This window comes from Lysinibacillus sp. NPDC047702 (assembly GCF_050272555.1).
Lineage (GTDB): Bacteria > Bacillota > Bacilli > Bacillales_A > Planococcaceae > Lysinibacillus.
In genome coordinates this window covers 1-24973 of sequence record NZ_JBNNMG010000074.1, presented here as the reverse complement: position 1 = coordinate 24973, position 24973 = coordinate 1, and the positions used below count along the sequence as shown (strand labels likewise).

General features: G+C 34.3%; 23 protein-coding genes and 2 pseudogenes. 13 read left to right on the top strand and 12 right to left on the bottom strand.

Annotation, left to right across the window (positions count from 1 at the left end; genetic code table 11):
- Positions 1-337: 337 nt before the first annotated feature.
- Complete coding sequence (locus ACQKIM_RS24020; RefSeq protein ID WP_427548807.1) at positions 338-646, bottom strand: exonuclease domain-containing protein; 309 nt, start codon at positions 644-646, stop codon at positions 338-340.
- A gap of 791 nt (positions 647-1437) precedes the next feature.
- On the opposite strand from ACQKIM_RS24020, the gene ACQKIM_RS24015 reads away from it, so the two are divergent.
- Complete coding sequence (locus tag ACQKIM_RS24015; RefSeq protein WP_427548805.1) at positions 1438-1686, top strand: hypothetical protein; 249 nt, start codon at positions 1438-1440, stop codon at positions 1684-1686.
- A 203-nt stretch (positions 1687-1889) separates the two neighbouring features.
- On the opposite strand, the gene ACQKIM_RS24010 is transcribed toward ACQKIM_RS24015, so the two are convergent.
- From ACQKIM_RS24010 to ACQKIM_RS23995, 4 genes are all read right to left on the bottom strand, one after another.
- Positions 1890-2270, bottom strand: a complete 381-nt coding sequence (locus ACQKIM_RS24010) for a VOC family protein (RefSeq protein WP_427548803.1) — start codon at positions 2268-2270, stop codon at positions 1890-1892.
- Between the two features lie 35 nt (positions 2271-2305).
- Positions 2306-2821, bottom strand: a complete 516-nt coding sequence (locus ACQKIM_RS24005) for an SRPBCC domain-containing protein (protein WP_427548801.1) — start codon at positions 2819-2821, stop codon at positions 2306-2308.
- A gap of 30 nt (positions 2822-2851) precedes the next feature.
- Positions 2852-3196, bottom strand: a complete 345-nt coding sequence (locus ACQKIM_RS24000) for an ArsR/SmtB family transcription factor (protein WP_427548799.1) — start codon at positions 3194-3196, stop codon at positions 2852-2854.
- 306 nt (positions 3197-3502) lie between these two features.
- Positions 3503-3871, bottom strand: a complete 369-nt coding sequence (locus ACQKIM_RS23995) for a DUF6713 family protein (protein WP_427548797.1) — start codon at positions 3869-3871, stop codon at positions 3503-3505.
- 620 nt (positions 3872-4491) lie between these two features.
- Here ACQKIM_RS23995 and ACQKIM_RS23990 point away from each other — a divergent pair.
- The gene (locus tag ACQKIM_RS23990; RefSeq protein WP_427548796.1) at positions 4492-6198 is read left to right on the top strand and encodes a methyl-accepting chemotaxis protein; all 1707 of its coding nucleotides are present in this window, start codon (positions 4492-4494) and stop codon (positions 6196-6198) included.
- A 249-nt stretch (positions 6199-6447) separates the two neighbouring features.
- Here the strand turns inward: ACQKIM_RS23990 and ACQKIM_RS23985 are convergent.
- A pseudogene (locus tag ACQKIM_RS23985) lies at positions 6448-7459 on the bottom strand (S66 family peptidase).
- Between the two features lie 258 nt (positions 7460-7717).
- Here ACQKIM_RS23985 and ACQKIM_RS23980 point away from each other — a divergent pair.
- Complete coding sequence (locus ACQKIM_RS23980) at positions 7718-8179, top strand: N-acetyltransferase family protein (protein ID WP_427548794.1); 462 nt, start codon at positions 7718-7720, stop codon at positions 8177-8179.
- 44 nt (positions 8180-8223) lie between these two features.
- Here ACQKIM_RS23980 and ACQKIM_RS23975 read toward each other — a convergent pair whose 3' ends face one another.
- Positions 8224-9630 carry a PLP-dependent aminotransferase family protein gene (locus ACQKIM_RS23975; RefSeq protein ID WP_427548792.1) on the bottom strand — a complete coding sequence of 469 codons (1407 nt, stop codon included), beginning with the start codon at positions 9628-9630 and terminating at the stop codon, positions 8224-8226.
- A 140-nt stretch (positions 9631-9770) separates the two neighbouring features.
- On the opposite strand from ACQKIM_RS23975, the gene ACQKIM_RS23970 reads away from it, so the two are divergent.
- Together ACQKIM_RS23970 and ACQKIM_RS23965 are read left to right on the top strand one after the other, a co-directional pair.
- Positions 9771-10397 (top strand): FMN-binding negative transcriptional regulator, encoded by a 627-nt coding sequence (locus ACQKIM_RS23970; protein WP_427548790.1) that lies wholly within the window; start codon positions 9771-9773, stop codon positions 10395-10397.
- A gap of 227 nt (positions 10398-10624) precedes the next feature.
- Positions 10625-10888 carry a hypothetical protein gene (locus ACQKIM_RS23965; protein ID WP_427548789.1) on the top strand — a complete coding sequence of 88 codons (264 nt, stop codon included), beginning with the start codon at positions 10625-10627 and terminating at the stop codon, positions 10886-10888.
- 694 nt (positions 10889-11582) lie between these two features.
- Here the strand turns inward: ACQKIM_RS23965 and ACQKIM_RS23960 are convergent.
- Positions 11583-11816: pseudogene (locus ACQKIM_RS23960) on the bottom strand (GNAT family N-acetyltransferase); the annotation flags it as partial.
- A 277-nt stretch (positions 11817-12093) separates the two neighbouring features.
- Positions 12094-13581 carry a methyl-accepting chemotaxis protein gene (locus tag ACQKIM_RS23955; protein ID WP_427548787.1) on the bottom strand — a complete coding sequence of 496 codons (1488 nt, stop codon included), beginning with the start codon at positions 13579-13581 and terminating at the stop codon, positions 12094-12096.
- A gap of 139 nt (positions 13582-13720) precedes the next feature.
- Between ACQKIM_RS23955 and ACQKIM_RS23950 the strand changes: the two genes are divergently transcribed.
- Complete coding sequence (locus tag ACQKIM_RS23950; RefSeq protein ID WP_427548785.1) at positions 13721-14680, top strand: MBL fold metallo-hydrolase; 960 nt, start codon at positions 13721-13723, stop codon at positions 14678-14680.
- 45 nt (positions 14681-14725) lie between these two features.
- On the opposite strand, the gene ACQKIM_RS23945 is transcribed toward ACQKIM_RS23950, so the two are convergent.
- The gene (locus ACQKIM_RS23945) at positions 14726-16549 is read right to left on the bottom strand and encodes a DNA ligase D (RefSeq protein WP_427548783.1); all 1824 of its coding nucleotides are present in this window, start codon (positions 16547-16549) and stop codon (positions 14726-14728) included.
- Between the two features lie 104 nt (positions 16550-16653).
- Between ACQKIM_RS23945 and ACQKIM_RS23940 the strand changes: the two genes are divergently transcribed.
- The 3 genes from ACQKIM_RS23940 (at position 16654) to ACQKIM_RS23930 (ending at position 18906) form a co-directional block, all read left to right on the top strand.
- Positions 16654-17472 (top strand): Ku protein, encoded by an 819-nt coding sequence (locus tag ACQKIM_RS23940; RefSeq protein WP_427548781.1) that lies wholly within the window; start codon positions 16654-16656, stop codon positions 17470-17472.
- Between the two features lie 119 nt (positions 17473-17591).
- Positions 17592-18617, top strand: a complete 1026-nt coding sequence (locus tag ACQKIM_RS23935) for a serine hydrolase domain-containing protein (RefSeq protein WP_427548780.1) — start codon at positions 17592-17594, stop codon at positions 18615-18617.
- 145 nt (positions 18618-18762) lie between these two features.
- A complete protein-coding gene (locus tag ACQKIM_RS23930; RefSeq protein WP_427548779.1) occupies positions 18763-18906 on the top strand; it encodes a hypothetical protein in 144 nt (47 codons plus the stop codon).
- A 403-nt stretch (positions 18907-19309) separates the two neighbouring features.
- On the opposite strand, the gene ACQKIM_RS23925 is transcribed toward ACQKIM_RS23930, so the two are convergent.
- Positions 19310-19834, bottom strand: a complete 525-nt coding sequence (locus ACQKIM_RS23925; RefSeq protein ID WP_427548778.1) for a dihydrofolate reductase family protein — start codon at positions 19832-19834, stop codon at positions 19310-19312.
- 61 nt (positions 19835-19895) lie between these two features.
- Between ACQKIM_RS23925 and ACQKIM_RS23920 the strand changes: the two genes are divergently transcribed.
- The 3 genes from ACQKIM_RS23920 (at position 19896) to ACQKIM_RS23910 (ending at position 22486) form a co-directional block, all read left to right on the top strand.
- Entirely contained in the window at positions 19896-20876 is a 981-nt protein-coding gene (locus ACQKIM_RS23920) for a helix-turn-helix transcriptional regulator (protein ID WP_427548777.1), read from the top strand.
- A gap of 95 nt (positions 20877-20971) precedes the next feature.
- Complete coding sequence (locus ACQKIM_RS23915; protein ID WP_427548775.1) at positions 20972-22012, top strand: DUF418 domain-containing protein; 1041 nt, start codon at positions 20972-20974, stop codon at positions 22010-22012.
- A 228-nt stretch (positions 22013-22240) separates the two neighbouring features.
- The gene (locus ACQKIM_RS23910; RefSeq protein WP_427548773.1) at positions 22241-22486 is read left to right on the top strand and encodes a hypothetical protein; all 246 of its coding nucleotides are present in this window, start codon (positions 22241-22243) and stop codon (positions 22484-22486) included.
- A 394-nt stretch (positions 22487-22880) separates the two neighbouring features.
- On the opposite strand, the gene ACQKIM_RS23905 is transcribed toward ACQKIM_RS23910, so the two are convergent.
- Positions 22881-23636, bottom strand: coding sequence for an SH3 domain-containing protein (locus ACQKIM_RS23905; RefSeq protein ID WP_427548771.1), 756 nt, complete (start codon positions 23634-23636; stop codon positions 22881-22883).
- Positions 23637-24341: 705 nt separating this feature from the next.
- Between ACQKIM_RS23905 and ACQKIM_RS23900 the strand changes: the two genes are divergently transcribed.
- Positions 24342-24794, top strand: a complete 453-nt coding sequence (locus tag ACQKIM_RS23900; protein WP_427548769.1) for a hypothetical protein — start codon at positions 24342-24344, stop codon at positions 24792-24794.
- Positions 24795-24973: the final 179 nt, after the last annotated feature.

Genomic DNA, 24973 nt, shown 5'->3' with positions numbered 1-24973 from the left:
CTCGCTGTGTTGTTTGGTCGTACTCTCAACTCTAGCGGATACAGATGTTTTTTTGTATTCTTTTTTAGCAAGAACAGATTTTGGTGTTGAGCCTTATTTTTCTTAGAAAATTTTAAGTAATATTTAGTTTCATTGCACTTTTTGCATATTTTATATAGATGACAAATTAACTTATCAAAAGGATTTTGATCAAATTTAATATACGCAGATTTGTTGAATAAAAAGTTTAAAATTCTAGCGGTATTATAAGCATCATTCAGAGCATTATGTTGTTCACCAACAAAGCCTAAATCAACATAATCTATGGCCCTCTTTAAAGATATTGGATTTTTTTCATTTATAAATACAAGTCGGAATATGACCAGAACACCAATACATAGTCTCCCTTAGATATCCATTTTTGAAATTTACCCATAACAATTTTAACTTCTTGTGCATTCTTCAAATCTGCTTTTCTTGTAGTGATTTTGTTATCTATTTTCACATCTTTGATATAGCGGTTATTCGTAGGTTTAATATAAGAGTGAAATTTACTAACTAAATTACCAGATGAATTAATTTTGATAGCACCTATTTCAGATAGATAAACAGGCTCATCTCTATTTCTTTTTACTGTTGCTTCCAAATCTATTACAATAAAGTGCATTTATTATCCCCTTTTCATATACTTTAACAATTCCTCCTCTTAAAATTCTCAACAGAAGAAGCAGTTATTGACTAAACTTATTTAAAGAGCAGGAACCAGTTTTATTGCTCAAATATGTGATAACACGTTGGTTTTTGTTCTATAGTACCTAATTATGTAAAGTGACGAAGTTGAAGTATTTTCTAACTTCGTTCTGATAAACTCCTTTTTATTCCTCCCATTGTTGAATTCGTAGCATAAGGTTAAACGTTGATTTATCATCTTTAACAATTTCATCTAATTCAACTTGCAAGATTTTGTAATCCGAGACTAAACTGCTTTGATTTTACTAGTTATTGAAGTTTGTTTAGTTAAATTGTTAAGTTGATACAAATACCTCTTCATTTATAAAACTAACATAAAATCGTGCAGTTGTTCCATTGCATTCAACTTTCAGGGGTTACTTAACACCTGTACTTAATTCTCTGTACAAGATTTTAAAATTTTTTCCCTGAATTTTTTTACCTCCTCTGACCAATAAAATGATGAAACTAAAAAAGCAAGAGTTGCTGCATACAACCAATATATTACGAAGGTACTGCAAAATCCTTTAAATGCACTTAAAAAGCAACTATGAAAAAAAATACACGAAACGAACTTCTAACTGAAAGACAGCCATCGATGAAATTAGTAATTTATATGATGGGATCACAGAAAAAGATAAAGAGAAAATTAAAGCTAGTTTACAACCTTTAGCAGAAGCTGCCTCTTCAAGATCAAATAGAGACAATACAGAAGCTCAAAATGTCATAATGTGCAATGATGAAGAAATTGAATTTTGCATTTATTCAAGTTCTGTTACAATGCTTTATAGTGATGGTAAAAATACCGTAAGACAGGTTGATTTTACTGTAAACGAAACCCACATTAGATTTACAAAAGAATTATGGAGTAGATATTCTAATATTGTTTTAGCTAAACACTTAGCGTTGTTTGATGATTGGCTCCTTGGTATTAGTACACCTAATAGTGATAAAACTACTCTTGCTTGCTTTGCTTAAAATATCTATCAAAAGGAAACCAGATAATAGGGGTTTCCTTTTTTAATCTTTGATGATTGTCAATTTTCTAAAGGGGCTTTTTAACCCAAAATGAATAAAAAGTGAAAGGCAGAAACGTTGCAAAATCAGCGTCTCTACCTTTTCAATTTCATGTAATTTTACTTCAAATAGATATGTGACAGCCCCTCGTAAAATGCTTCTATTTATTTTGTTTCCATTACTGCATAGTAATTATTTTCATTATCTGCAAAATTAAATATTCTACCTGAAGGCATATTTACAATATCTCCGACAATAACATTTTTGTTTAAAAAGTCGCTATATAATTTATCGAAATCTTTTGAGTAAAACATTAAAGAAGGTGTACCCAAATTTAATTCAGGCTGCATTTTAGCGATTAGTTCCTTATTATGAAGAATAATTTTTGTTTCAGCCTCTATATTCGGAGCAATTTCAATCCAGCTCATTCCTTGACCGTTATCTTCCTCTGAAATTACACTAAATCCTACTTTTTCTGTCCAAAACTCTCTTGCTTCATTTTGGTTATTAACATACAACATGATTTGACCAACTTTACTAATCATTGATTTCTACACTCCCTAAAAAGCTTTATTATAATTTACTTCAGTGACTGAACAAACTCATCCAATCGATCCCAAGTTTCTGTAATCCCTTGTAACATGCCCATATCCATAACTGTCTTAAGTGCCTCGGTGGACACGTATTCTGCACGGTTTATCAGCTTAGTCTTTCCATTAAAATCGATGAATTCCAATGTCATCTCGGTTGCTGGTAAGGAGTCATTCAAACTTCCTTCAGCATCTGAAAAATAATCAGTATAGCTAATTATCTCTGGCTCTATAATCTCCTTATAAATCCCTTTGCCCCATGATTCCATACCAAAAAATTGACCTTGGTTTGGATCTACACATTTCATGCAATAGTGCCAAATGCCTCCTGGACGGAAATCAACGGTGCAAACTGGGATCTCCCATCCCTTTGGCCCCCACCAACGTTTCAGATTCTCTGGTTCTTTAAACATTTTGAATAAGAAATCGCGTGGAGCATCAAAAACGCGCTCCAGTATAAGCACACATTCGTTTTCTACTCTTGATACCATTGGATTGTTTGACATTGTACTTCCTCCTTAAATCATGGAATGGTTTTATAATCTTTCTTTTTTCTGCAATTCCTTCAAATATGCATCTAGGTTATCGTATCTTTCTTGCATTACACACTGGAAGGACTGTATCCATGAATCCAGCTCTTGAAATGGCTCAGGCCTGAGCTTGTAGATTCTACGGTTAGCTTCAGCCTGCACCTCCACAATCCCATTGTCGCTAAGAACCTTTAGATGCTTTGAAGTTTGGGGCTGCCTTAATTCCAGCTGGTCCGCAATTTCACCCACAGTTAGAGGGCCCTGGCGCAAGAGTTCGACAATATTTATACGATTTGTTTCAGACAAAGCGCTTAATGTCGATATATCTACGCCTGGAATTTTCCCTGACATGTCGCTCACCTCGTAATATGATAGTCGCCGGTATAATATCATCTACATCAGCACAGGTATTATCACCTGTTAAACTTAATATACCTAAAACAGAATATTCCTATCAAGGAATATTATTAAAATTCTTTTGATTCCTATCACCCTAGCCTGTGCTCATTAATATCAGATGCTTGCCAATTGCTTCTATGACATTAGCCTATAAGTTTCCAATTAAGCAACTAAATTTATATACATTAAAAATAATTACTCTCTCCCCTTTCAAAACTAAAAAACCACACCAAATTAGATGTGATTTTAAAAATAATATTAACTATTAATTAAAAACGAGACATGTACAACTGCAAGAATTCCCATTGGGTAAATTATGGCTCTTGAAAATGTATTTTTAAATTCATTTCGAGGATGCTTCTCGAAAAATAAATGCAAGATTGCATGGATGATAAAGAATAAATCTAGAAACCAAAATACAATTATTTGGTATTCGCTGAAAAGTAAAGATAGGATGATTACATATAAAAAAAGGTGAAGAAAAGTGAAAACTTTATATGCTTTAGAATCCTCCATATCTTTAAGTACAATAAACAATCGCCACTCTGAGCGCCTTATGGCATCCATTTCATGCAAAAGAAATAAAGACAGGTTAAATAAAAAAAGCACAAGCAAAAAATCAGGCATGTAATACCTCCTACAACTTTATATCATCATATTACTACAAAATTATCCTCTTAAAATATAATAAATATGGCAATATAAAGTCACACTAACAAAGTCAGGCATAGCAAAAGAGCACACAAAATATTACGGCCTAGCTATCACTTGTTTAAGCGATTAAAATTAAGTATGTTATAGAAAGTGTTTTTACTTAATAGAAGTCATTTTATTACAATTAAAATCAATATTAAATTGCTCTATTTTTACTAGTCACCTATTCAATTCAATTCTTCATCATAAGTACCAGATTTTGTTTTTTACTACCTAAATCGAAGAAGCAACCTTTCTGAACATCACCAGTATGACTATCTTGATTATTAGTTTTCTAACGACCCTAGAAATACATAGTTCATATTTTGTTTAGTTTTTCATTTCTCTCAATTAAGGTTTTCTTTCCTTCAGTAAACATGATTGCCCGTAACCCTTAAATTTCGTAATAAAAATTTTGCAATTTACTCTTCTCTTATAATAGATTTAGATGTAGTATATTATTACTAAATCAGATTTACTCAATATATTCAAAGTTATACCTTTTTTTTCACAATAATTTTTGAAGATAGTTGGGCCAATAGGAGGATTTATTTTTGAAAAACTTATCAATTGGAAAGAAAATGCTAACACTTATTACATCCGCTGTTATTTTTCTGCTAATTATTTCAGGAGTCGGTTTTTTCTACATAAAAGATATGGCGAATAAATCTAGCAAGATGTACAACGAGTCACTTTTGCCAATTCAATATATCGGTGAAATTCGAACTGACATTCGTGCGATGGGTTCTTTCGTTTTAGAGCTCATGATTACTACAGATGCAAATCGTAATGCTGGCCTACAAACAAACATCTCAAAGAGATCTGAAAGTATTAAAGACTCAATCGAGAAATTTGAAGCCTCTTACAATGGAAATGAAGATGAACAAAAACTGTTAGAATCTCTTAAATTAAATGTCAATGGTTATTTGAACGCCATGGCAGAAGTTATTGATTTGGCTAGTCAGAATCAAAACGTCGAAGCCTACTCTATGTTCATCACAACCTTAGCTGATTTTAGTGAGAATATGGCAAGTGATGCACGCAATCTTATGACTTTATGTTCTGAGGATGCCGATAAGCTTAATAAAGAAAATGAAAAAAATCTATTCACTACTATGATTATTACTACCATTCTCTCTGTTTTGGCCATTATTTTCTTTATTACATTGGCAATATGGATTGCACGTTTAATTGTAAATCCAGTTAAAGAATTGCAGGCTAATATGTTAAATGCTGGTGACGGTGATTTGACTGTGAAGGGTACCTATTCATCAAAAGATGAAATCGGTCAATTAACCCAATCATTTAATACAATGATAAATAATATTAATAATACAGTAACGAAAGTCACTGAAACTGCTAATCATGTCGCTGCAGCATCTGAAGAATTGAATGTTAATGCAGCAGAAACTTCAAAAGCAACAGAATTGGTTGCAAATACAATGGAAACCATCGCTCAAGGATCAGTAGAACAACTAAATAATGTTTCTAACACATTCAATACCGTCAATGAACTGTCAACAGGTGTTCAACAAGTGGCTGGAAATGCTCAAGCTGTAAGCGAACTTTCAGGGGATTCATTATCTCTCGTGATAAATGGTATAGATGCTGCAAATCAAATGAATCAACAAATGATGGACATCACAGATCGTGTAGAAGGGTTATCTGAAATTGTGGACTTGTTAGGGCAACGTTCAAATAAAATTGGTCAAATTATTGATTCAATTACAGCAATCGCTGAACAAACGAATCTTCTTGCCCTGAACGCCGCAATTGAAGCTGCACGTGCTGGTGAGCATGGGAAAGGCTTTGCTGTCGTTGCAGATGAGGTTAGAAAATTAGCAGAGCAGTCCGCTGTTTCTTCAAACCAAATTGAAGTGTTGATTTCTGAGACACAGAAAGATACGCTTAGGGCTGTTGAATCAATGAAGTTAGTAACATCAGAAGTTACAGAAGGGATTAAAACAACGGAAAATACACGTACAACTTTCGCTTCAATTCAAAATGCAATTCAAAGTGTTACGACACAGGTAGAAGAAGTGTCAGCAGCAGTCGAGGAAATGGCTGCGGGAACTCAGGAAATTGTTGGTAGTATGAATACAATTCACTCCATAACTAAATCTACTACTGTTGGAGCAGAGAGTATGTCTGCAACAACTGAAGAACAAATGGCATCAATGGAGGAAATTTCATCATCTGCTAATGCACTTGCAAACTTGGCAGAGGAGTTAAGAGACCTGGCATCTCAATTCCGAGTTTAATATAATTCATCATGGGCAACACCACTTTTAACATTTTAATTTGATTTTACATTTTTTCCAAAATAACAATATCAGTTATATAAAAAGAAGCGGCTAGATTCTGTTTTTGATCTATACCGCTTCTTCTCCATTAGCTCTCACTGTTCCTTAAAATTTAGGAGAAATTCATCATCTGTGTAGTTACTTTGTGAAGTGGTATAGTGCTAACCACTCTGAAATCGCTTCATATCAACATTTATAAAGCACATATTATATAAAATATTGTAAAATTCCCCCTTTCCTACTGCACAATTCCACTTCTGCATATGCTCCGTTTATAAATGTTATTTGTGGTGGAACATGTCCACAGTCAATATCATAAATTATGGGTACTTGAAGCTCCATAGCTAGCTCCTTATAAACATCTTCAACTGTATATTTTTCTACTGCGGTATTTACCTGGCTTCTGCCAAACATAATACCCGAACAATTAGTAAACCATCCAGCCAATTTCATTTGTACAAGGGATCTACGTAAATCGGTCGTTGATAATTCACAATTTTCTAGAAACCATAAAATAGGTTCATCTTTAATATAATTTTCTTTAAAGTTTTGAATCTCACCAAATCTTGTCCCAATTAAATGTCTAATAGTATCAATACATCCACCAAGTAAACGCCCCTGTAAATGAACAAGGTTATTTGAAATTGATTTCCATTCAGTTTTTTCTGTGAAATTAAAAACATATGGAGGGTTGATCAAACTGCCATTCCTTTTGATATTGCGCTGACGAAAGTTGTAGTATCGATTCCCCTTTTTTCAGAGAAAGAACTGACTCCCACATTGCTGTCGTATTATCAGAATACTCACCTCTTAAATCTATAAAATTCGTTCCATATGCAGTAGCAACACCTGTTTTTAATGTGATCGCCAACAATAAAAGACTAATATCCAAGTAACCTAAAATCCATTTCATTTGAATATTTTCAAAGTCAATAAATTCAAGAGTTTCAATAAGCAGCTCCCCTCCCCATGGTGGAATAATAATATGAATATCATCATTTATCATCATTTTATTAAACTCTTCAGCACGCTTTAGTGCAGATTCAGATTTTGCCTTGTCTTGAGTCCAAGCAGTATCTCCACAAATGACAGTATAACCTTTCTTCTTTAAACGATTGCATGATGTTTTCAATAGTTCATGCAGTTCAGTGGGTACTCTAGACGAAGGTGCAGTAACACCAATTGTTATATCCTTTTCTAAAAATGGATATTTAATCATATGTATCCCCCTTGTTTTCGTATTAGTCTAATATAAAATATTGGATTTTAAGTAAAAAATAGTATAAATATATTCTTATAGAATCAAATTGTATTCATATTCATAGAATTTGCTAAAAATTTATTTATATATATTGGAGATTACTAAAGTAGCTGTAATATGTTGTTATTTTTCCTATTGAAATTTTGTATCTATATATCAACCAATAATGTAAAATATTACTTGACGTTATCATCAAAAAGACAATGGAGGTATAACATGAAGATAAAGATAGCAACACTAGATGAAATTCAACAAATTGAAATTTTATACCAAGAACTATTTTTAGAAATGTCCATCCTGCAACCTAACTATTTGAAGCCTGCAAAACAAGATGTCGAGTTTATTAAAAATACAATTAATGAAAAGGGATCAGATATCCTAATAGCCGAGATAAATACTCAGGTAGCCGGCTTTCTACTTGTTCAAGAAACAACTACTCCTCCATATTCATGTCTAGTTCAACATAAATATGCCTTTATTACTGATGTCATTGTTGGAAAATCCTATCAAAATCAAGGAATTGGTTCAGCTTTGCTATTAGAAGCAAAAAATTGGGCACAAGATCGCAATTTGGATTACTTGGAGCTCAGCGTATTAGTTGAAAATACTGGTGCTATTTCTTTATATGAAAAACATGGTTTTAAAGATATGAACCATACCATGCGTTTAGAATTTTGAATTTAGTAAGAGGAGCTGTTCGCTACAGCTCCAAAAACCAACCACTATTCAAACCACGCTTTATTTAAAAGCTCAATTCCTTTATAGATAGAAGCTTCATCTAAATTTGCAAAACCAATCAATACTTTAGCTGACTGATTTATTTGAGGGCTGGCATAAAAAACTGAAGTAGGATAGATAATTACACCTAGCTCCCGAGCCGTTTGAATGAGCTGTTTTTCTGTCATATGATTGTTTGGTTCAAGTAGGATATGCAAACCAGAACCAGAGCCATATACCTTAACATCATCGTTCATCACTTGATGAATTGCATTTAATAAGGCAAGATGTCTTCCCTTGTAAATATTTCTTGATTTATTTAGATGCCTTTCCAAATGTCCACTTTCCATAAATAATCTTAAAGTATGCTGATGCAGCCTTGACACAGTTTGAACATAGAAATTGTTCTTTTTATAAAGATTAATTAACCCCATTGGTAAAACCATATAGCTTAATTTAATAGAAGGAATTAATGATTTAGAAAATGTCCCCATATACACTACATTTTCATAGCTATCTAATCCATGAAGAGCAGGTATAGGCTTTCCACTATATCTAAACTCACCATCATAATCATCCTCGATTATATATGTGTTATCTTCTCTGGCCCATTCTAATAATTCCAACCTTCTGGCAATAGGCATAACAATTCCTGTTGGAAATTGATGAGAGGGTGTTACATAGACAATCTTTACCTTATTTTTTCTAAGATGATGCACGCTAATGCCACTATCATCAAGGGAAATTGGCTGAATCCTTATACCGCTATCCTCAAACAAATACCGAACTCGATAATATCCAGGGTCTTCCATGCCATAGACAACATCTCTTCCAATCAAATTAACTAGGAGCCCAGTGAGATATTGTACTCCAGCTCCCACAATAATTTGGTCTGGGGAACAATTTACGCCTCTAGCTTGATAAAGATATTGAGAGATTGAATTTCTTAATTCAGCCTCCCCTTGATGATCTCCATACAAATATAGATACCCTTGTTCTTCATTTAAACTTTGTAAACTTAATTTCCTCCATATTTTATAGGGAAAATCCTTTAAATTAATATCACCATAATTAAAATCGTATTTCACTATTACATCTTCCAACTCTTGATTAGAGCTAGGTGCCAAAATTTCATTGTCAATTTGATTACTCTTTAGAAAGAACTCCTTCTCTAATTCCACAACATATATTCCATCTCTTTCTTTACTATTAACATAGCCCTCTGCTATCAGTTGCTGATAAGCAGCGTCAACAGTATTTCGACTTATATTTAGATGCTTAGCTAAACTTCGTTGAGATGGCAATTTACTATTTGGATGAATATTCCCTACTTGAATTTCATTTTTTATAAAATTGTATAGCTGAAGATAAAGTGGACCATCTTTATGTAAAATTGGCGTAATTTCAATCATTATATTGGCTCCTTTAAAAATAACATTATTGGCACTTTGATAGGTGCCAGTTAATGATTATAATTAAATCTATATTGTGAGATGTAAAATGTAAAGATTATTAAGGCATTTCGCTAGAAAATAAAGAGAGGGCGATTTCTATGTTTATTCCTAAATATTACAAAGTAACTGATGTAGAGGAAATTAAAAAATTTATTCGTTTAAATGCTTTTGCCACAATAGTTTCAATAAAAAAAGGTAGACCCATTGCTACCCATTTACCATTGCTTCTCAGCAAACAAGGGGATGATTATTACCTCACAGGTCATTTAGCATATGGAAATCCTCAATGGAGAACTTTTCAAGAGACAGATGAGGTACTAGTTATGTTCCAAGGGTCTCATGCCTATATCTCTTCTTCCTGGTATGAACAAGAGAATGTTCCAACATGGAACTACCAATCAGTACATGTATATGGAAAAGCTGAAATCTTTGAAGGCAAAGAGCTCGAAAAAGATTTATCAAATTTACTTGAGAAATATGAAAAACATCGTGAGCATCCTGTATTATGGGATACACTTTCTCCTCAATTATTAGAACAAGAACTTAAAGGAATTGTAGGCGTCAAGATTAAAGTACAAGAAATACAAGCTGCATATAAATTAAGCCAGAATCGGAATAAAGAAGATTATTCAAATATTATCCATCAACTTTATGAGGAAAATGATTCGAACGCATGCGCAATAGCAGAAGAAATGAAAAGATTAGAACGTGGTCATAATTCGTAGATTCTAGTACATGTAATTGCAGTTTGCGTAAAAATTCACCATTATTGCATAAAATTATCTAGTTGACTAATGCATTGGAAATTTAATTTTGTTATAATTTTGTAAAAGGAATGATGGTATGCGTCAATTAATCCAAACTTTCAGCTCAATACCGAGCTTGTAGGGAGTGCTATTACATCCCTTGACTCTCCCTATAAGCTTGGGTTTCTCAAGGGAGCTGATAGTTTATGAAAAATCGATCAAAAGCCTATATTCGCCATCAGAGAGAGCGAGTAATTCGAAAAAAATGTTTCATTTTAAAAAATGTATTTTTACGAGAAAATTATCACATGCCAGTACGTGGTACATTAAGCAAAGGTAAAATTCACTGTTCATGTAGAATGTGTCGATACGAGCAGTTTTACTCGATTCCAAAAGCTAAACATAAAGCTAAATTAAAAGCAATGAAGCAGGAAATAGACGATTATGTCTATTTCCTGCTTTCATACTAATCCCATCCAATCACTTTCCAATTGATTTAAGTCTCTATAAAAAATTTAATTTCATTAAAAATATAGGAAAGACCAGGCTCTACTAAAATTGAGAGCCTGGTCTATTTGTGCGTGTTAGTTTGCTTTCGCATCCCTCGACATGAATAGATTACCATATGGCTCTATACAAAATCTGAACAAATTTCGATTCTTTTCCAGAACTTTGTAATTTATACTATTTACAATAAGCCCTCCTCTCTGCATATTCAATGCAGAAAGAACACACCTTAATTTTTTTATGATTATCATTAAAATATGTACGTAAATCCGGCACTTTACGTTTACAAAAATAGCACGTATTCTTAGAAACCTTTGGCGCCCTTTCATCTTTGCTAATACGACAAAAGGTAGGGATTCCCTCTAAAGTTAAACATTAAACCGCAGCTTTTTGTTTAAAATTTTACCCTATAATAAATATTTAATTATTCGAATCCACCCATAAATAGATATCCACAAAATTGCACTTAAAATACAGCCATTTACAACACCTATAAAAAATCTGTTTTCCAGACAAACCACTCCTTTTACTTACAGGATTGGCTTATTCGCAGATTATTAAACAAGTAGCGACATTTGAATCACAAACTCTGATCGTTGAAATTCTAAAATGACAATAGGGGATTTCAGTTTACTTCATTTAAATCATCTCTCAATCTCATATAAATACTTCTTTCTTTAAATCCAAATGATTGCCAAAATGAATAACCTTTTGTATTCCAATACATTCGATATCTATATTTACTGTTTCCACTGTATCAAGTAGTTTCATAAATGCTAATTTGCCATAGCCCTCTCCCCTACAGCTACGACAAATAAAAAATTGCTGTATATACAAGGTCTTCTTAGTAGGATTCACTAATGCATAGCCAATTACTTGATTTCCGAATAGAAATAAAAATAATTCGTATTGATAAAGTTTTTAATTCTCCCTTATAATTGTTCCATATTCATTGGATTGTCTTGTTGCTATCTTCTATTAGGTGCTTATTCAACATTGCAAGGATATCCAGAACCTCGTCTGTACCAATTCGAATCATCAATTGATCCATAAGTATCTCTAATGTCTCCGTTTAATATTCATTCGGTATTTTGTATAAAAATCCTCTCTTTCTCAAATAAAAACACAGGAGAAGAAATATTTTTATCCTCCTGTGTGTATTTTTATTCTATAAATACCTTTCTTCCTTGTTTGTAACGAGCAACTTTAACGTATTACTTAATGCTTGAATACGATTTGTAGTGTTCGTCATCATTTCCAGCATTTTGTTTTCATCCTCTACGAAATGTAGAATTTCACCAGTAGAATTTGCATTTTGCTCAGTCATTTCATTCAGTTTTTCTATTTGAGACTGTATTTTATCAAACTGTGAAATGGCACTGCTCAATTCAGTCATCCCTCTAGTTAAATCCGTATTCGAAATCGCAAATGAATCTTTTAAAACATTCAAGAATTTGCTGACATCCTGTAACAGCATCTCTCCATGCTGCAACGCCTTTTCGCCAGCATCTGATCGTTGATATGCCTCTGTGGATTTTGCAAACAATGTTTTTGTCACATTCGTAATGCTTACTGTAATGGCTGCACTTTCTTCTGCTAATTTCCGTACTTCATCTGCAACGATGGCAAAGCCTTTACCATGCTCTCCTGCTCTTGCCGCTTCAATTGCTGCATTTAGTGCCAGTAGATTTGTCTGCTCTGCAATATGCTGAATTCCCTGTAACAAGCTATCTACGGTTTGCAGACTTAGCTGTAACTCATTGACAGTTTCAGCAGTAGAACCAATGGCATGACTCATAACTTCCATTTGTGCCATTGCATCCTGCATTTTCTCCCATCCTGCTAAAACCTCCACTTGAAGATCTGTAGATTTAGAGACGGTTTCCTTGGAAATAGAGAATGTTTCGTTGACAAAATGGACAGATTCCTTCATTGTTCCGTGAATCATTTGTAAGCTAGAGGATTCTTGCTGAGTGCTTGCAGAAATATCCTCAGTAGCTAAGAGAATCTGCTTACTTGAAGTCGATATTCGCTGCATTGTATGTTGGAATTGTGTGACATGCTCATCCAATGCTTGACTACTGTTTTCAACCTCCTGAAATGTTTTTTGTAGCTGCTCTAAGGATGCCTTTACTTCATTTTGCTGAATTGCCGCATGTTCAATCAATTCATTGCCCCACTTGGCAATTAAAAAAAAGGCAATGATAACGCCATTCATAATGGCTAATAGCGTAATAAAAACGGTGATATCATCAAATGGCCCTAGTAAGGATTTTGAATTGACAATATACAAGATGACAAAACTGATATTTGTTAGTACACCAAAGAATACAATTAATTCCTTCTTAAAATATAGAGCAATAATGGCTACTGTACAAAGTAAAATATAATGTTTATTTAATGAAAAGCTATCGATTAAAAATAAAGTGAAAACTACACTTGATGGAATCATGCCAAAAATAAAGCCTTTGACATACGTTTTAATAGGTAAAAAATAATTACCTACTGCTAACGCAATAACAGTAAGTCCAATAAATAAGAACATAATTCCCTTTGAAAAAATCATAGGTCCACAAATTAGAATAGCTAAAATTGAAATAATAGCTAAATTAACTCGATGAACCTTTCGTGTATCATAGCGAATCCTTCTCTCCATTAATTAATTCCCCCTAAAAATGAATGGACATTCAGTTTAGTTTTCTATTATTATATAGTATAACTACTTCTTTTTGTAGCTAAAAAATTCCTATAAGAGAATATTTTGCACAAATTTGAATCCGAAGGGAGAAATTATATTGTCTAGAGTTCAACAGATAGCACCAAATTTTTTTTGTATCGATACACATGATTTAAATCGTGAACAGCGTACAAGCTCTTATTTGCTGATAGATGAAAAAATTGCACTAATTGAAACGTCTGCCAGCCCGTCTGTACCATATATTTTAGAGGGGTTAGATGAATTAAATATAGCATTAGAGGATATCGACTATGTGATCGTCACGCACATCCATTTAGATCATGCAGGCGGAGCGGGGCTATTTTTACAAAGCTGTCCAAATGCCACATTCGTTGTACATCCACGAGGTGTATCTCATATGATTGATCCTAGTCGGCTAATAGCAAGTGCAAAGAGTGTTTATGGGGAGGAGTTTGAGCGTCTTTTCGACCCAATTGTCCCAATCGATGCAAGTCGAATAACAGAAATTGGGCATGGGCAAGAATTAGAATTGGGGCAACACAAGCTAACTTTCTATCATACAGAGGGCCATGCAAAACATCATGTTTCCATGCTTTATTCCGCAACAAACGGTCTGTTTGTAGGCGACACAACTGGTGTCCGTTATCCTGAAATGAATGGTGAGGCGATTGATTTAATTATTCCATCAACCTCTCCTAATCAGTACAATCCTGAAACAATGGAGCAATCCATTCAGCTGTATGAAAGTCTGAATGCCAGTGAATTGTATTTCGGACATTATGGTGCATATAAAAATCCAAAGGAAGCCTATCGTCAGGTGCGCTACTGGACACCGCTCTTTTTAGCTGAGGGGAAAAAGGCAAGTGAGATATCAAGCATTTTCCAAGAACACGTCCATTATTTAGATGCATGTTTAAAAGAGCTTTTATTTAACTATCTCAAGGAAAACGGCATACCAGCAAGTCATCCAGTCTACGAAACAATTCCGTTTGATACAATTGTTTCCTCAATGGGTATTCTGGATTACCTAGAAAAAATAAAAGCACAACAGTCCTAATTATGGCTAAAGCATCGGATCTCTCACCGATGCTTTAACTTTTCACTATAAATTTTTTAAATGCTCTAAAACTGATTGAAAATCCTGATCCTCCTCTATCTGACGGAAATGCTTAAAAGGGTTCTCTACTTTTTTCATACGCTCCAATACAGCAGGAATTGTAAAGAGATCTGGTGTTAGCTGTGGCTGGACCTCTTCCCAATATAACGGTGTTGCTACTAGCCCTTTTTCATTCCCACGTGTGGAATAGGGAGCGATAATCGTCTTTCCTTCCGCATGCTGTATATAATCCAAATACAATTTTTGATGTCTATTTTTCTTTAATCGCTCTATCGTATATAAATCCGGTTTTTGCTCACATAGAAACTTACAGACAAATTCAGTAAATATTCTTACCTCATCATAGGAAAATACGTTTTCAGGTAATGGAATATAAAGTTGTAAGCCTTTGCCTCCTGATGTTTTAACAAAAGATTGTAGCTTAAAATAGTCAATGATTTCCTTTAAATCAAGTGCTCCCTTAATGGCAAGTGAGAAATACTCTACTGAAGGAGGATCTAAATCAAAGACAATCTCAGTCGGATGTATTGTCTGCAATGTTTGAAATGGAATGTGTAACTCTAAAGCAAGCTGATTGCCGAGCCACAATAAAGTTTCAAGATTATTGCAAACTAGATAATTAATTTCATCCATCCAACCAGTTGACACAAAATCAGGTATTTTCTCAGGACTACTCTTCTGATAGAAGCTTTCACCAGAAGCCCCATGCGGAAAACGAATTAATGTTAGAGGGCGATTACGCAGAAAAGGTAAGATATGTGGAGAAATCATTTGTAAATAGTGCAAATAATTATCCTTGTTAACCCCAATCGCTGGCCACACAGGCTTATCTGGATGCGTTATACTTACTGTCTCTGGTATTGGAAACAACTGGCGAAGCATATGCTGCCATTGACAATCCTCTGGTGCAAGCTCTAAGCGAAATTTAGAGAATCTTGGTTCTCGCAGCTTGCTGCCATCAAAATCAATACAGGCGATATCAATACAAATAGAAGGCTCTAACTGCCAAATTTCATTATTTCGTTGACCATTTGCTTGAAAAAAAGATACGAGTGTCTTATGTTCCTCCTCTGTCATGCCATGCCTAAAGGTGACAACCTCTACTAATTGTTGCTGTAGATACACTGACCCATGAAAATAACCATTGCCATGATTATAATGTGTAACGATAACGGTCACAAAATGCCAATTTTTGATTTTTAGCCAATGTGAAGAGCGTGTATCCTCCATCCATTTACTTGATTTTTTCTTAGCAACTATGCCCTCACCATTGTTCACTTTTATGACATGCCAAAGAGATTTATAATGCTCAGTACTAGCGATTGCTTGCAATGGATGCTGATCCTCATTGTTTATCGTTAAGGGAAGCTTTAAAGTCAAAAAAAGGTTAGTAAGTTGCTGTTTTCGTGTTTTTAAATAGCGATTTGCTAATGCCTCGCCTTGATAGATTAGTAAATCAAACACAATAAAATGAAAAGGAAAAGAGTGAGCATGGTCAGCAATCACCTCTTCATTTTGCATCCTCCCTCTTTTTTGGACAATCGAAAATTCACTTTTATAATTATTGATTAAATAAACTAGCTCCCCATCAAATAATAATGGCAGGAAAGGTTTCACTTGATCTGAAATGTGCTGACAAAAAGCAATAATCTCAGGAAATAAATGATTTAAGTTATTGCCATTTCTGCTTGTAAGCATTGGCTGTTCGTCCCATTTTAATAGACATCTAAAACCATCATATTTTGTTTCATAAAGCCATTCATCTCCTTCAGGTATGTCAAGTGCCTCTGTTAAAAGCATTGGTTTCAACGCAAACACCTCATTTGCTTTTTCCAACAGTTTTTGTTGATTTTCATTTAAGATACATAAAAATAATGAAAATATATCATAGTAAGAAAAACGAGGTGACGTAAATGCATACAGTGTGGAAAGGTAGCATTTCATTTGGACTTGTTAATATACCAGTGAAACTACATGCTGCGACAGAAAATAAAGATATTAAATTACGCCAGCTTCATAAAGAATGTCATACGCCTATCAGCTATAAAAAGGTTTGTGAAGGCTGTAATCAAGAGGTAAAAGAAGAAGATATCGTCAAGGCCTATGAATATGCCAAAAATAAGTTTGTCGTATTAGATCAAGAAGAGTTAGAAAACTTACGCAAGGAAAACGAAGATAAGGCTGTAGAAATCATTGATTTTGTCAAATTAACGGAGATTGATCCGATTTATTTTGAACGCACCTATTTTTTATCGCCTGACACGACTGGTAGCAAGGCCTATGCGCTATTACGTCAAACATTGGAGCAATCCGGCAAGATTGGTGTAGCCAAAATTATTATACGCTCTAAGGAGCAGTTGGCCATTGTACGTGTTTATCAAAATTCCTTAGTTATGGAAACTATCCATTATCCTGATGAGGTTAGAAGTGTAAGCGATGTACCGAATATTCCTAGTGAACAAACCGTTGTCCCAAAAGAGCTGGAGACTGCCCTAATGCTAGTAGATCAATTAACTACAGAATTTAATCCTGATAAATACACAGACGACTATCGAAATGCCTTAATGGAGCTAATAGAGGAGAAAAAAGCTACGAATACAATCTCAGCGAGCGATAAACGTCCAGTGCCTGATAATGTTACAGACCTTATGACAGCACTTCAGGCCTCACTAGATAAAACAAAGAAACCCGCACCAAGAAAACGTACAACGAGAACAAAGAAAAATGCTTAATAACATTGTTTGAAATTTTCTCCTAAATTCCTCTCGTTATACGGGAGGAATTTTTTCACTAACCAAAACATACGTTTGTCTATATGCTATAATAAATGAAAAAATTGGGAGCATTTTAAATGATCGATATAAAAAAGCGTATGGAGCATTATCATATTACGGGACTAAGTATTGTAACAATTGACAAAGGGCATATCTTTAGGACGGAGCACTATGGTTTGATGGAGGCAGGAGCAAATCGTCCAATTACTGACCAATCGCTTTTCAATGCTTGCTCTATTAGTAAATTTTTCACAAGCATATTAGTGCTAAAATTGGTGGAGCAAGGGATTTTGGACTTAGATGAAGATGTTAATAGCAGGCTTACGTCATGGCAAATACCTGATAATGAATACACCAGTCTAAAAAAAGTAACGCTACGAAGCCTGCTTTGTCATCAGTCTGGTATAGTTGACCCTGAAGAGAGCTTTTTGCCAGCAAAAGATTCGCAGAAAATTCCAGCAATTTTTGAACTATTAAATGGAAAAACATCTTTTTACTCAACGCCAATAAAGGTTACCTCTAAGCCTGAAAGTGAATTTCACTACTCAGATACAGGCTTTTGTATCATTCAATTATTAATTGAGGATACAACAGGCAAGCCATTTTATGAGCTGATGGATGAACTGATATTTAAGCCCTTGCACATGACAAACAGCCTATTTGCTAACAATTTAACTTTGGTGAATATGGGCAATCTTGCTTGTGGTCACCATCACAATGGCACTCCTATTTCTGGAAAATATTCAATTTATCCGTATCCTGCAGCTTGTGGCCTATGGACTTCCGCTTCTGATTTAGCTATTTTAGTACAGGAAGTATTGAATACTGTAAAAGGGCAAAGTAAAATAGGACTCTCTACTACATACATAAAAGAACTACTTAAGCCACAGGGATGTGTAAAGTGGACAGGCCTTGGGGTATTTCTCGATGGCCAGGAGGAGATGCTTGAGTTTTCCTCACTTGGCTGGGGTGTTGGTTTTCAATGTATGCTGGTAGCTTATCCATATTTAGAAAAAGGATTAATTATTATGACGAATACAGATACAGGAATACATCAAATGAAGGGAATCATTGGAGAAATCTATCAATCCTTTATGAATTAAAAAAGAGGCATTATGCCTCTTTTTTCCATGTTGTTGAAATACTATTATGTCAATGACATCACGGTGACAAATTAAAAAATATAGCCCTTTTTCAAAACGAGGGGTTGATTTCCGTTCCGACTGAGCGCTTTCCTGGGGGCGTCCGATGAGCCGCTTCACTCGCTTTGCTCGCTCCAGGGTCTCATCTGCGACGCTGAATCCCCGTGGAGTCACTCAGTCTACACTCCAATCAACCATTGCTCATAGTATTTTCATTGGCATTTCACATAAATGTATAGTGATAAATTGAAGTCTTAACCATCACTATTTTGCGCAAAAAATGTAGATTTGATAGCATTTTTCAATGCGAAAGTAGAGCGGTAGCAATAAGTGGCTTTATGTAAAGCAACAAAGTGATTCTATACATAAAGTGTAGGGCAACAACTATAGAATTGTCCATTATATCCATTTAATGATGGTGAGTAACATACTTTTACTTTACTTTTGAGGGAAGAAAATATTTAAAGTTCTACACTATTGCAGATTGGAGTGCAAGGCTACTCGACTCCCGTGGGATAGCGAGACAGACGAGACCCTGCACGGAGCGTCAGCGCAGGAAGCGGCTCGTCGCTCGCCCACTGGAAAGCGAGTAGCCTGGAACGGAAATCACCTTCATTTGACTTAGTAGTGTTCACAAAGAGTCCCTTGACCATTTAGTTTTTCAGCTTATAATGCAATTGCACCATTTGACCGTAACGCTGTGTTTGAATAAGCTGGAATTCTTGATATGGATTATGTGCTTTAAACAATGGTATACCTGAGCCTAAAAGATGTGGTGTAATTGTGATAATCAATTCATCAATGAACTGTTCCTTTATAAACGCATCCAGTATACCTGCTCCTCCCACCATCCAAATTTTTGAGCCATCCTGCTCCTTCAACTTTTTTGTAAAGGCAACAATATCACCCTTCACAAATTCAACATGTTGATTTTCCCCATTTTCAGTCGTTGTAAATACATAACATTTCTTATCAGGGTACGGAAATGGCTCCATATGCTCCACAATATAATCATACGTTCTTTTGCCCATAATAATGGTATCGATGGATTGATACATATCCGAATAACCATTATCACCTTCCCCTTCTGCTTCCTCTAGCCATCTTAAATCATCATTTTCTTTTGCGATAAATCCATCTAAACTAGTTGCAATAAATAAAATTATCTCCCTTGGCATATCTCTTCAGCTCCCTTTTTTTTGCTAAAATCATTAACAATCACTATACTAAACGTAAAACATGACAACTGTTGGCATGATTAAAGAAAAAGGTGAAAATATGTCTAAAGCCCAACGATTATTAGATATTCTTGTGTTTGTCAGCGCCAAAAAAACTTTTACTGCACAAGAAATTGCTGATGAATTTAACATTTCCATTCGAACAGTTCACCGCTATATGCTTGATTTAAGTGATATGGGCTTACCTATTTATGCGGAACAAGGACGAAATGGCGGCTATACAGTGCTGTCGAGCAGGCTGATTCCCCCAATTTTATTTACTGAAGAAGAAGCGGTTTCGATATTCTTTGCGTTTCAAGCCTTTAATTATTATCGAGATTTACCCTTCAAGACAGAAATCCACTCTGTTTCACGCAAATTATACAGCTCTCTACAAAAGGATGCACAGCAAAAGGTGGATAAGCTTCAGTCCTATGTCGCCTTTTGGAGCCCTAAAAGATCAATTGAGACACCTTTATTAAAAGATGTTTTAGAAGCAGCCATTGACAATAAACATTTACGGTTTCAATATGCATCAAAAACAGGCATCACCATGAAATATGTTCATCCACTTGGTATCTATGCACAAGATGGACTATGGTATATGCCTGCCTTTGATTTAACAAAGGAAAAAATTCTTCTGTTTCGAGTAGACCGAATACACGCCATCATCGAATATGAAAACAATAGCAAGGAATTTTTAAATTTGCAGCAATGGTTTAACAGCACTTATGACATTAAGCACCCCATTCGACTACATGTACAATTAACCAATGAAGGTGTCCGACAATGTAAAAGTGTACCTAGCTTTGAAGATTTGGTTGTTACAAAAGAAGATGGGTCAGGCTATATTGATTCTCTAATTGACAAAGGAGAGCTTCATTTTATTAGCTCCATTTTCTATCGACTTGGTGTACATGCAAAAATTTTAGAGCCGCAAGCATTAATTGAAAACTTACGACAGCAGGCAAATGATATTTTAACCTTGTATCCACAAGCATAGAGCTGGAGATAACGAATTTGTAAGATTCACGTAACATTCATCATTACTACATTGCATGCTATTCCACTATACTTTGTATAGAGGAGGAGATCATATTGCAACCAATTGATTTGAACAAACGAATTGATACATTAGATTATTTAAGAGGCTTTGCATTATTGGGCATTATTCTTGTAAATATTCCTGGACTTCTTTGGATTGAAGCACCCAAGATGTCAATAGATATTGCGTATTATCATATACTAATGCTTTTTGTCGAAGGGAAATTTTTCACTATCTTTTCATTTCTATTTGGTGTGGGTTTCTTTATTTTTATAGCCAGAGCTCATGCGAAAAATGAAAAGGCGTTTTTATTATTTATAAGAAGAATTATACTTTTATTTCTGATTGGACTTGTACACGCTTTCTTCCATCCTGGAGAGGTCTTAACGGTATACGCAATATTTGGTTTATTAGCTTTGCCATTTTATAAAGCACAAAAGGAAATCAATCTGACAATAGGTCTTATATTGCTAGCTATAACAGCTTTTTTCGGTATAAAAATCGCAATGCCATTTCCACTAATATTACTTGGGTTAACTGCTGGACAATATCGTATTTTTGAACATATTAGTGTAAAGCGAAAAAAGATTATGGTCTTTACGATAATGATGTTCTTCATTAGCATTGGTGGCTGGCTTTACCAATGGCATTATGTACCAAATGCGATTGTTGATTTCGACTCGTTATCTGAGGAAAAATTTTCAGAGCATATCACAAATATTGAACAGTTTGCTTTAATAGGACTACAATTTAGCCCATTTGTTTCTGCATTTTACGTAGGGTTAATTATACTTCTACTGCAGCTTCCCTTCTTTAAAATTGTGCTTTCTCCTTTAAAAGAATATGGACGAATGGCTCTTACCAACTATTTAGGGCAAACAGCACTCATTTTATTTGTAGGCAATGCTTTTCAGCTAATTGGAAATATAAGCTACATCCAATCTTTATGGATCTGTTTAGGCATTTATATCATTCAATTATTATTTAGTAAGCTTTGGCTAAAATTCTTTCGATTTGGTCCATTTGAATGGCTATGGCGAATGGGGACTTATTGGACTGTGCCTTCCATGTTTAAAAGTGCTAGAGATATTTAATACAAAATGGCTAATACCTAATTAACTATTTTGCACACTCATATAATGATAATAAACCCAACTAACTTCCATCTTTGCTCATACCTTCAGTTAGAAACACATCCTCAATATTCTACTTTGGTCACTTCTCAAGAGTGACCTCTTTTTATTCATTTTAAGACCCTGCACAAGTCATTCAGCATATGCATAAATTGTATAGAAAACCATTTCTGTATGGAGGAAAAAATGATGAACAATAAAAAATCAACTCCCAAGAATCAACTTCCAAAATCAGAAAACCAAGCGGCTAAACTTGCCCTGATTGGTAGTGCCATTACAACTCTTGGCGACGCAATCGCAACCATTGCTGCAGGGCTAGCTTTAGATGAGGAATTAAACGAAAGTAATAACACGAATAACGACATTGAAAGATTACAAAAACAAATTGATGAACTGAATAATGAAATAAAGCAAATAAAAAAAATGATGCACTAATACAATTTTCTCAGCCTTTCATCTATTGACCAAGAAGGTATGCTATAAATTATTAAAAGAATATACACATAAGTGAAAAAAATGCAAAAAGTCCATTTACAAAAAATTAAGTACATGGACTTTTTTATGCGTGCTCTCTTATTCGTAAACCTTTGACATAATTATATTATCACAGCCTTCTAAACAACTCTGAAGTTATGGAGCTTTGTATTGTATATATTCAAGCAACACTTTTTGTCTTTCCTTTTTCATAGAGATAGAAAATACCCAAAATAAAAAAGACTAGCTACTCATGAATATCGAGTAGCTGATCCCTTTTAGGTTGGTTACCTACTTACATATTACTAAATCATGCTCAACAAAGTCTGAACAAATAAGATTTTTTATTAAATCACTAATCCGTGATAAATCTAAAAATCCATAACTCACCACTGCTTGAATTAGAGGACGTATCAGAGGTGAATGGATATTTTGAAGTTAAATGAGAATCAACTACATAACCTTCATAAATTGAGCTTGTAATATATGACCATCCTGCAACAGTTGAATGGACTAAAACTTCATCGTACTTCATTAATTCTTTCACATTACTTCCTGAAGGACTTGCAATATTTCTAACTACAAGACCATGCGTTAATACATATTTAGTTATAGGCTTAGATTCGCTCATGAAGTTTGTTGCAGCATAACCTATCACATTCCCATACTGTACATATGACCATCCATTGCCTACAGAACCAAAATCCTTCACAACCATTTTATGCTGTAAAGTAGCAACTGTATTACTGTTTGATGATGGTGCCTCCTTTACAACCAAGCCACTTTTAGAACTAGCTACCTTAATCGTATGCTTAGGATAGTCAAGTACAAAATCATAAACATATCCGTTTATTATTTTCATATCACTATTCATATAGGTTATATGAGCAAAAGGAAAACTATAATCCTTACTTATCAACGATACTAAAGTTCCAGCTGTAGGATTATCTAATATTTTAGATGATCCATCAGTTTTTTCATAAACATTGGTTTTTAAACCTTTGATAGTTCTCACTTCTTTAAAGGTATTTGCCATAGCAATATCAGCCTTAAATGAAAATGCTAATAATAATGCCATGAATGTTAGTGTTACTAGTACTTTAAATTTCAAGTAGTTATCTCCTTTAAATATAATTTATCTTGATTCAACAAATTTTTACTTTGCGACAGCAACAAATATTTGCTGTGCGAAAGCAATGTGACAGCAACAAATCTTTTTGTACGGAAAGTAAGCGTCAGGTACAGAATACTTCCACCTCTATGGGGCAAGTTTATTGCGTTTTTTCCTATTCAGCGGATGTCACAGATTTTGAAGTGAAGCTTTTTGAGCTAGCTCGAAAAAATTCGGACGCAATTACTGAGGCGTAATCGATACCTGCTTATACAGGTCATCAAGATGAAAGTGACCAAAAAGATTAACTACATTAAATAGGAACCCCCACTAATTAAAATTTTCATCACTTTTTTTACTCATGTCAACCCGTATAGGGCTAAATCACCTATTAGTTATTATACATTTTCTAATTAAAATTGGAATAATTTTTTAAATTTAACAAAGAAATCACTTGGAGATTTAGTATATAATTATTCACATCTTTAAGAATAAATACAAAAAAATTATCATGCTTACAAAGTTTGTAGCTACCCAGTTAGCATTTTATCACTAAAGCCAAGAACGTTGCCATATGAATGCAAGTACCACTGTTTTACATTGAATAGAATATTCTGTTACTATCTTCAACATCATCGAAATTCACTAAAATAATTCCTTTTATTTACTGTATAATATTGCTATAAAAAAGGAGGTGAAATACATATGAAATGGGAAAATCCAGATAATATTTCTGAAGCTTTAGTTGATGGTTTAGCTGCACAACTATTCAAAGCTGACTATACTATCGACATCGTCAATAAGAATAGCGGTTCAGAAAACTTTTTTACGTTTTTGCCAACATTTAAAGAAGTTCTTACAACTCCTAGGTCATCCGAATTATTTTATGGTTTAGCAGATTTTCTTCCTTATTCTTTAAAGCAAGAAGAGTTTAACAAACAAAGTCAACAGTTAGTTTCTGAAATTCTTAACTATCAATTCATTGATTCAACACATCCAAATAATTTAGGACATACTGTCAATAAAGTTCACACTATCGAGTATGATACAGATAAACAAACATACACATTTGTGGTAAGTGTAGCTGGTGTACTTGAATGTCCTAAGATAAGTTTTCCAGTACCATCTATCATTTCTCAAAAATATACTTCATTATAATACCAATGTAAGTGACGATTTATATTTTTTGCACTACTAACAACACTGGAATGTCAGAATAGGAATTTTTCATCCAATGAATCAAATCAGAACCACCAGTCTAACTGGTGGTTTGCTCTACGCGTGAAACGCTGGGGTACTGGCCCATGTCTAAAGACACACTGAAAGGTCCGCCAACC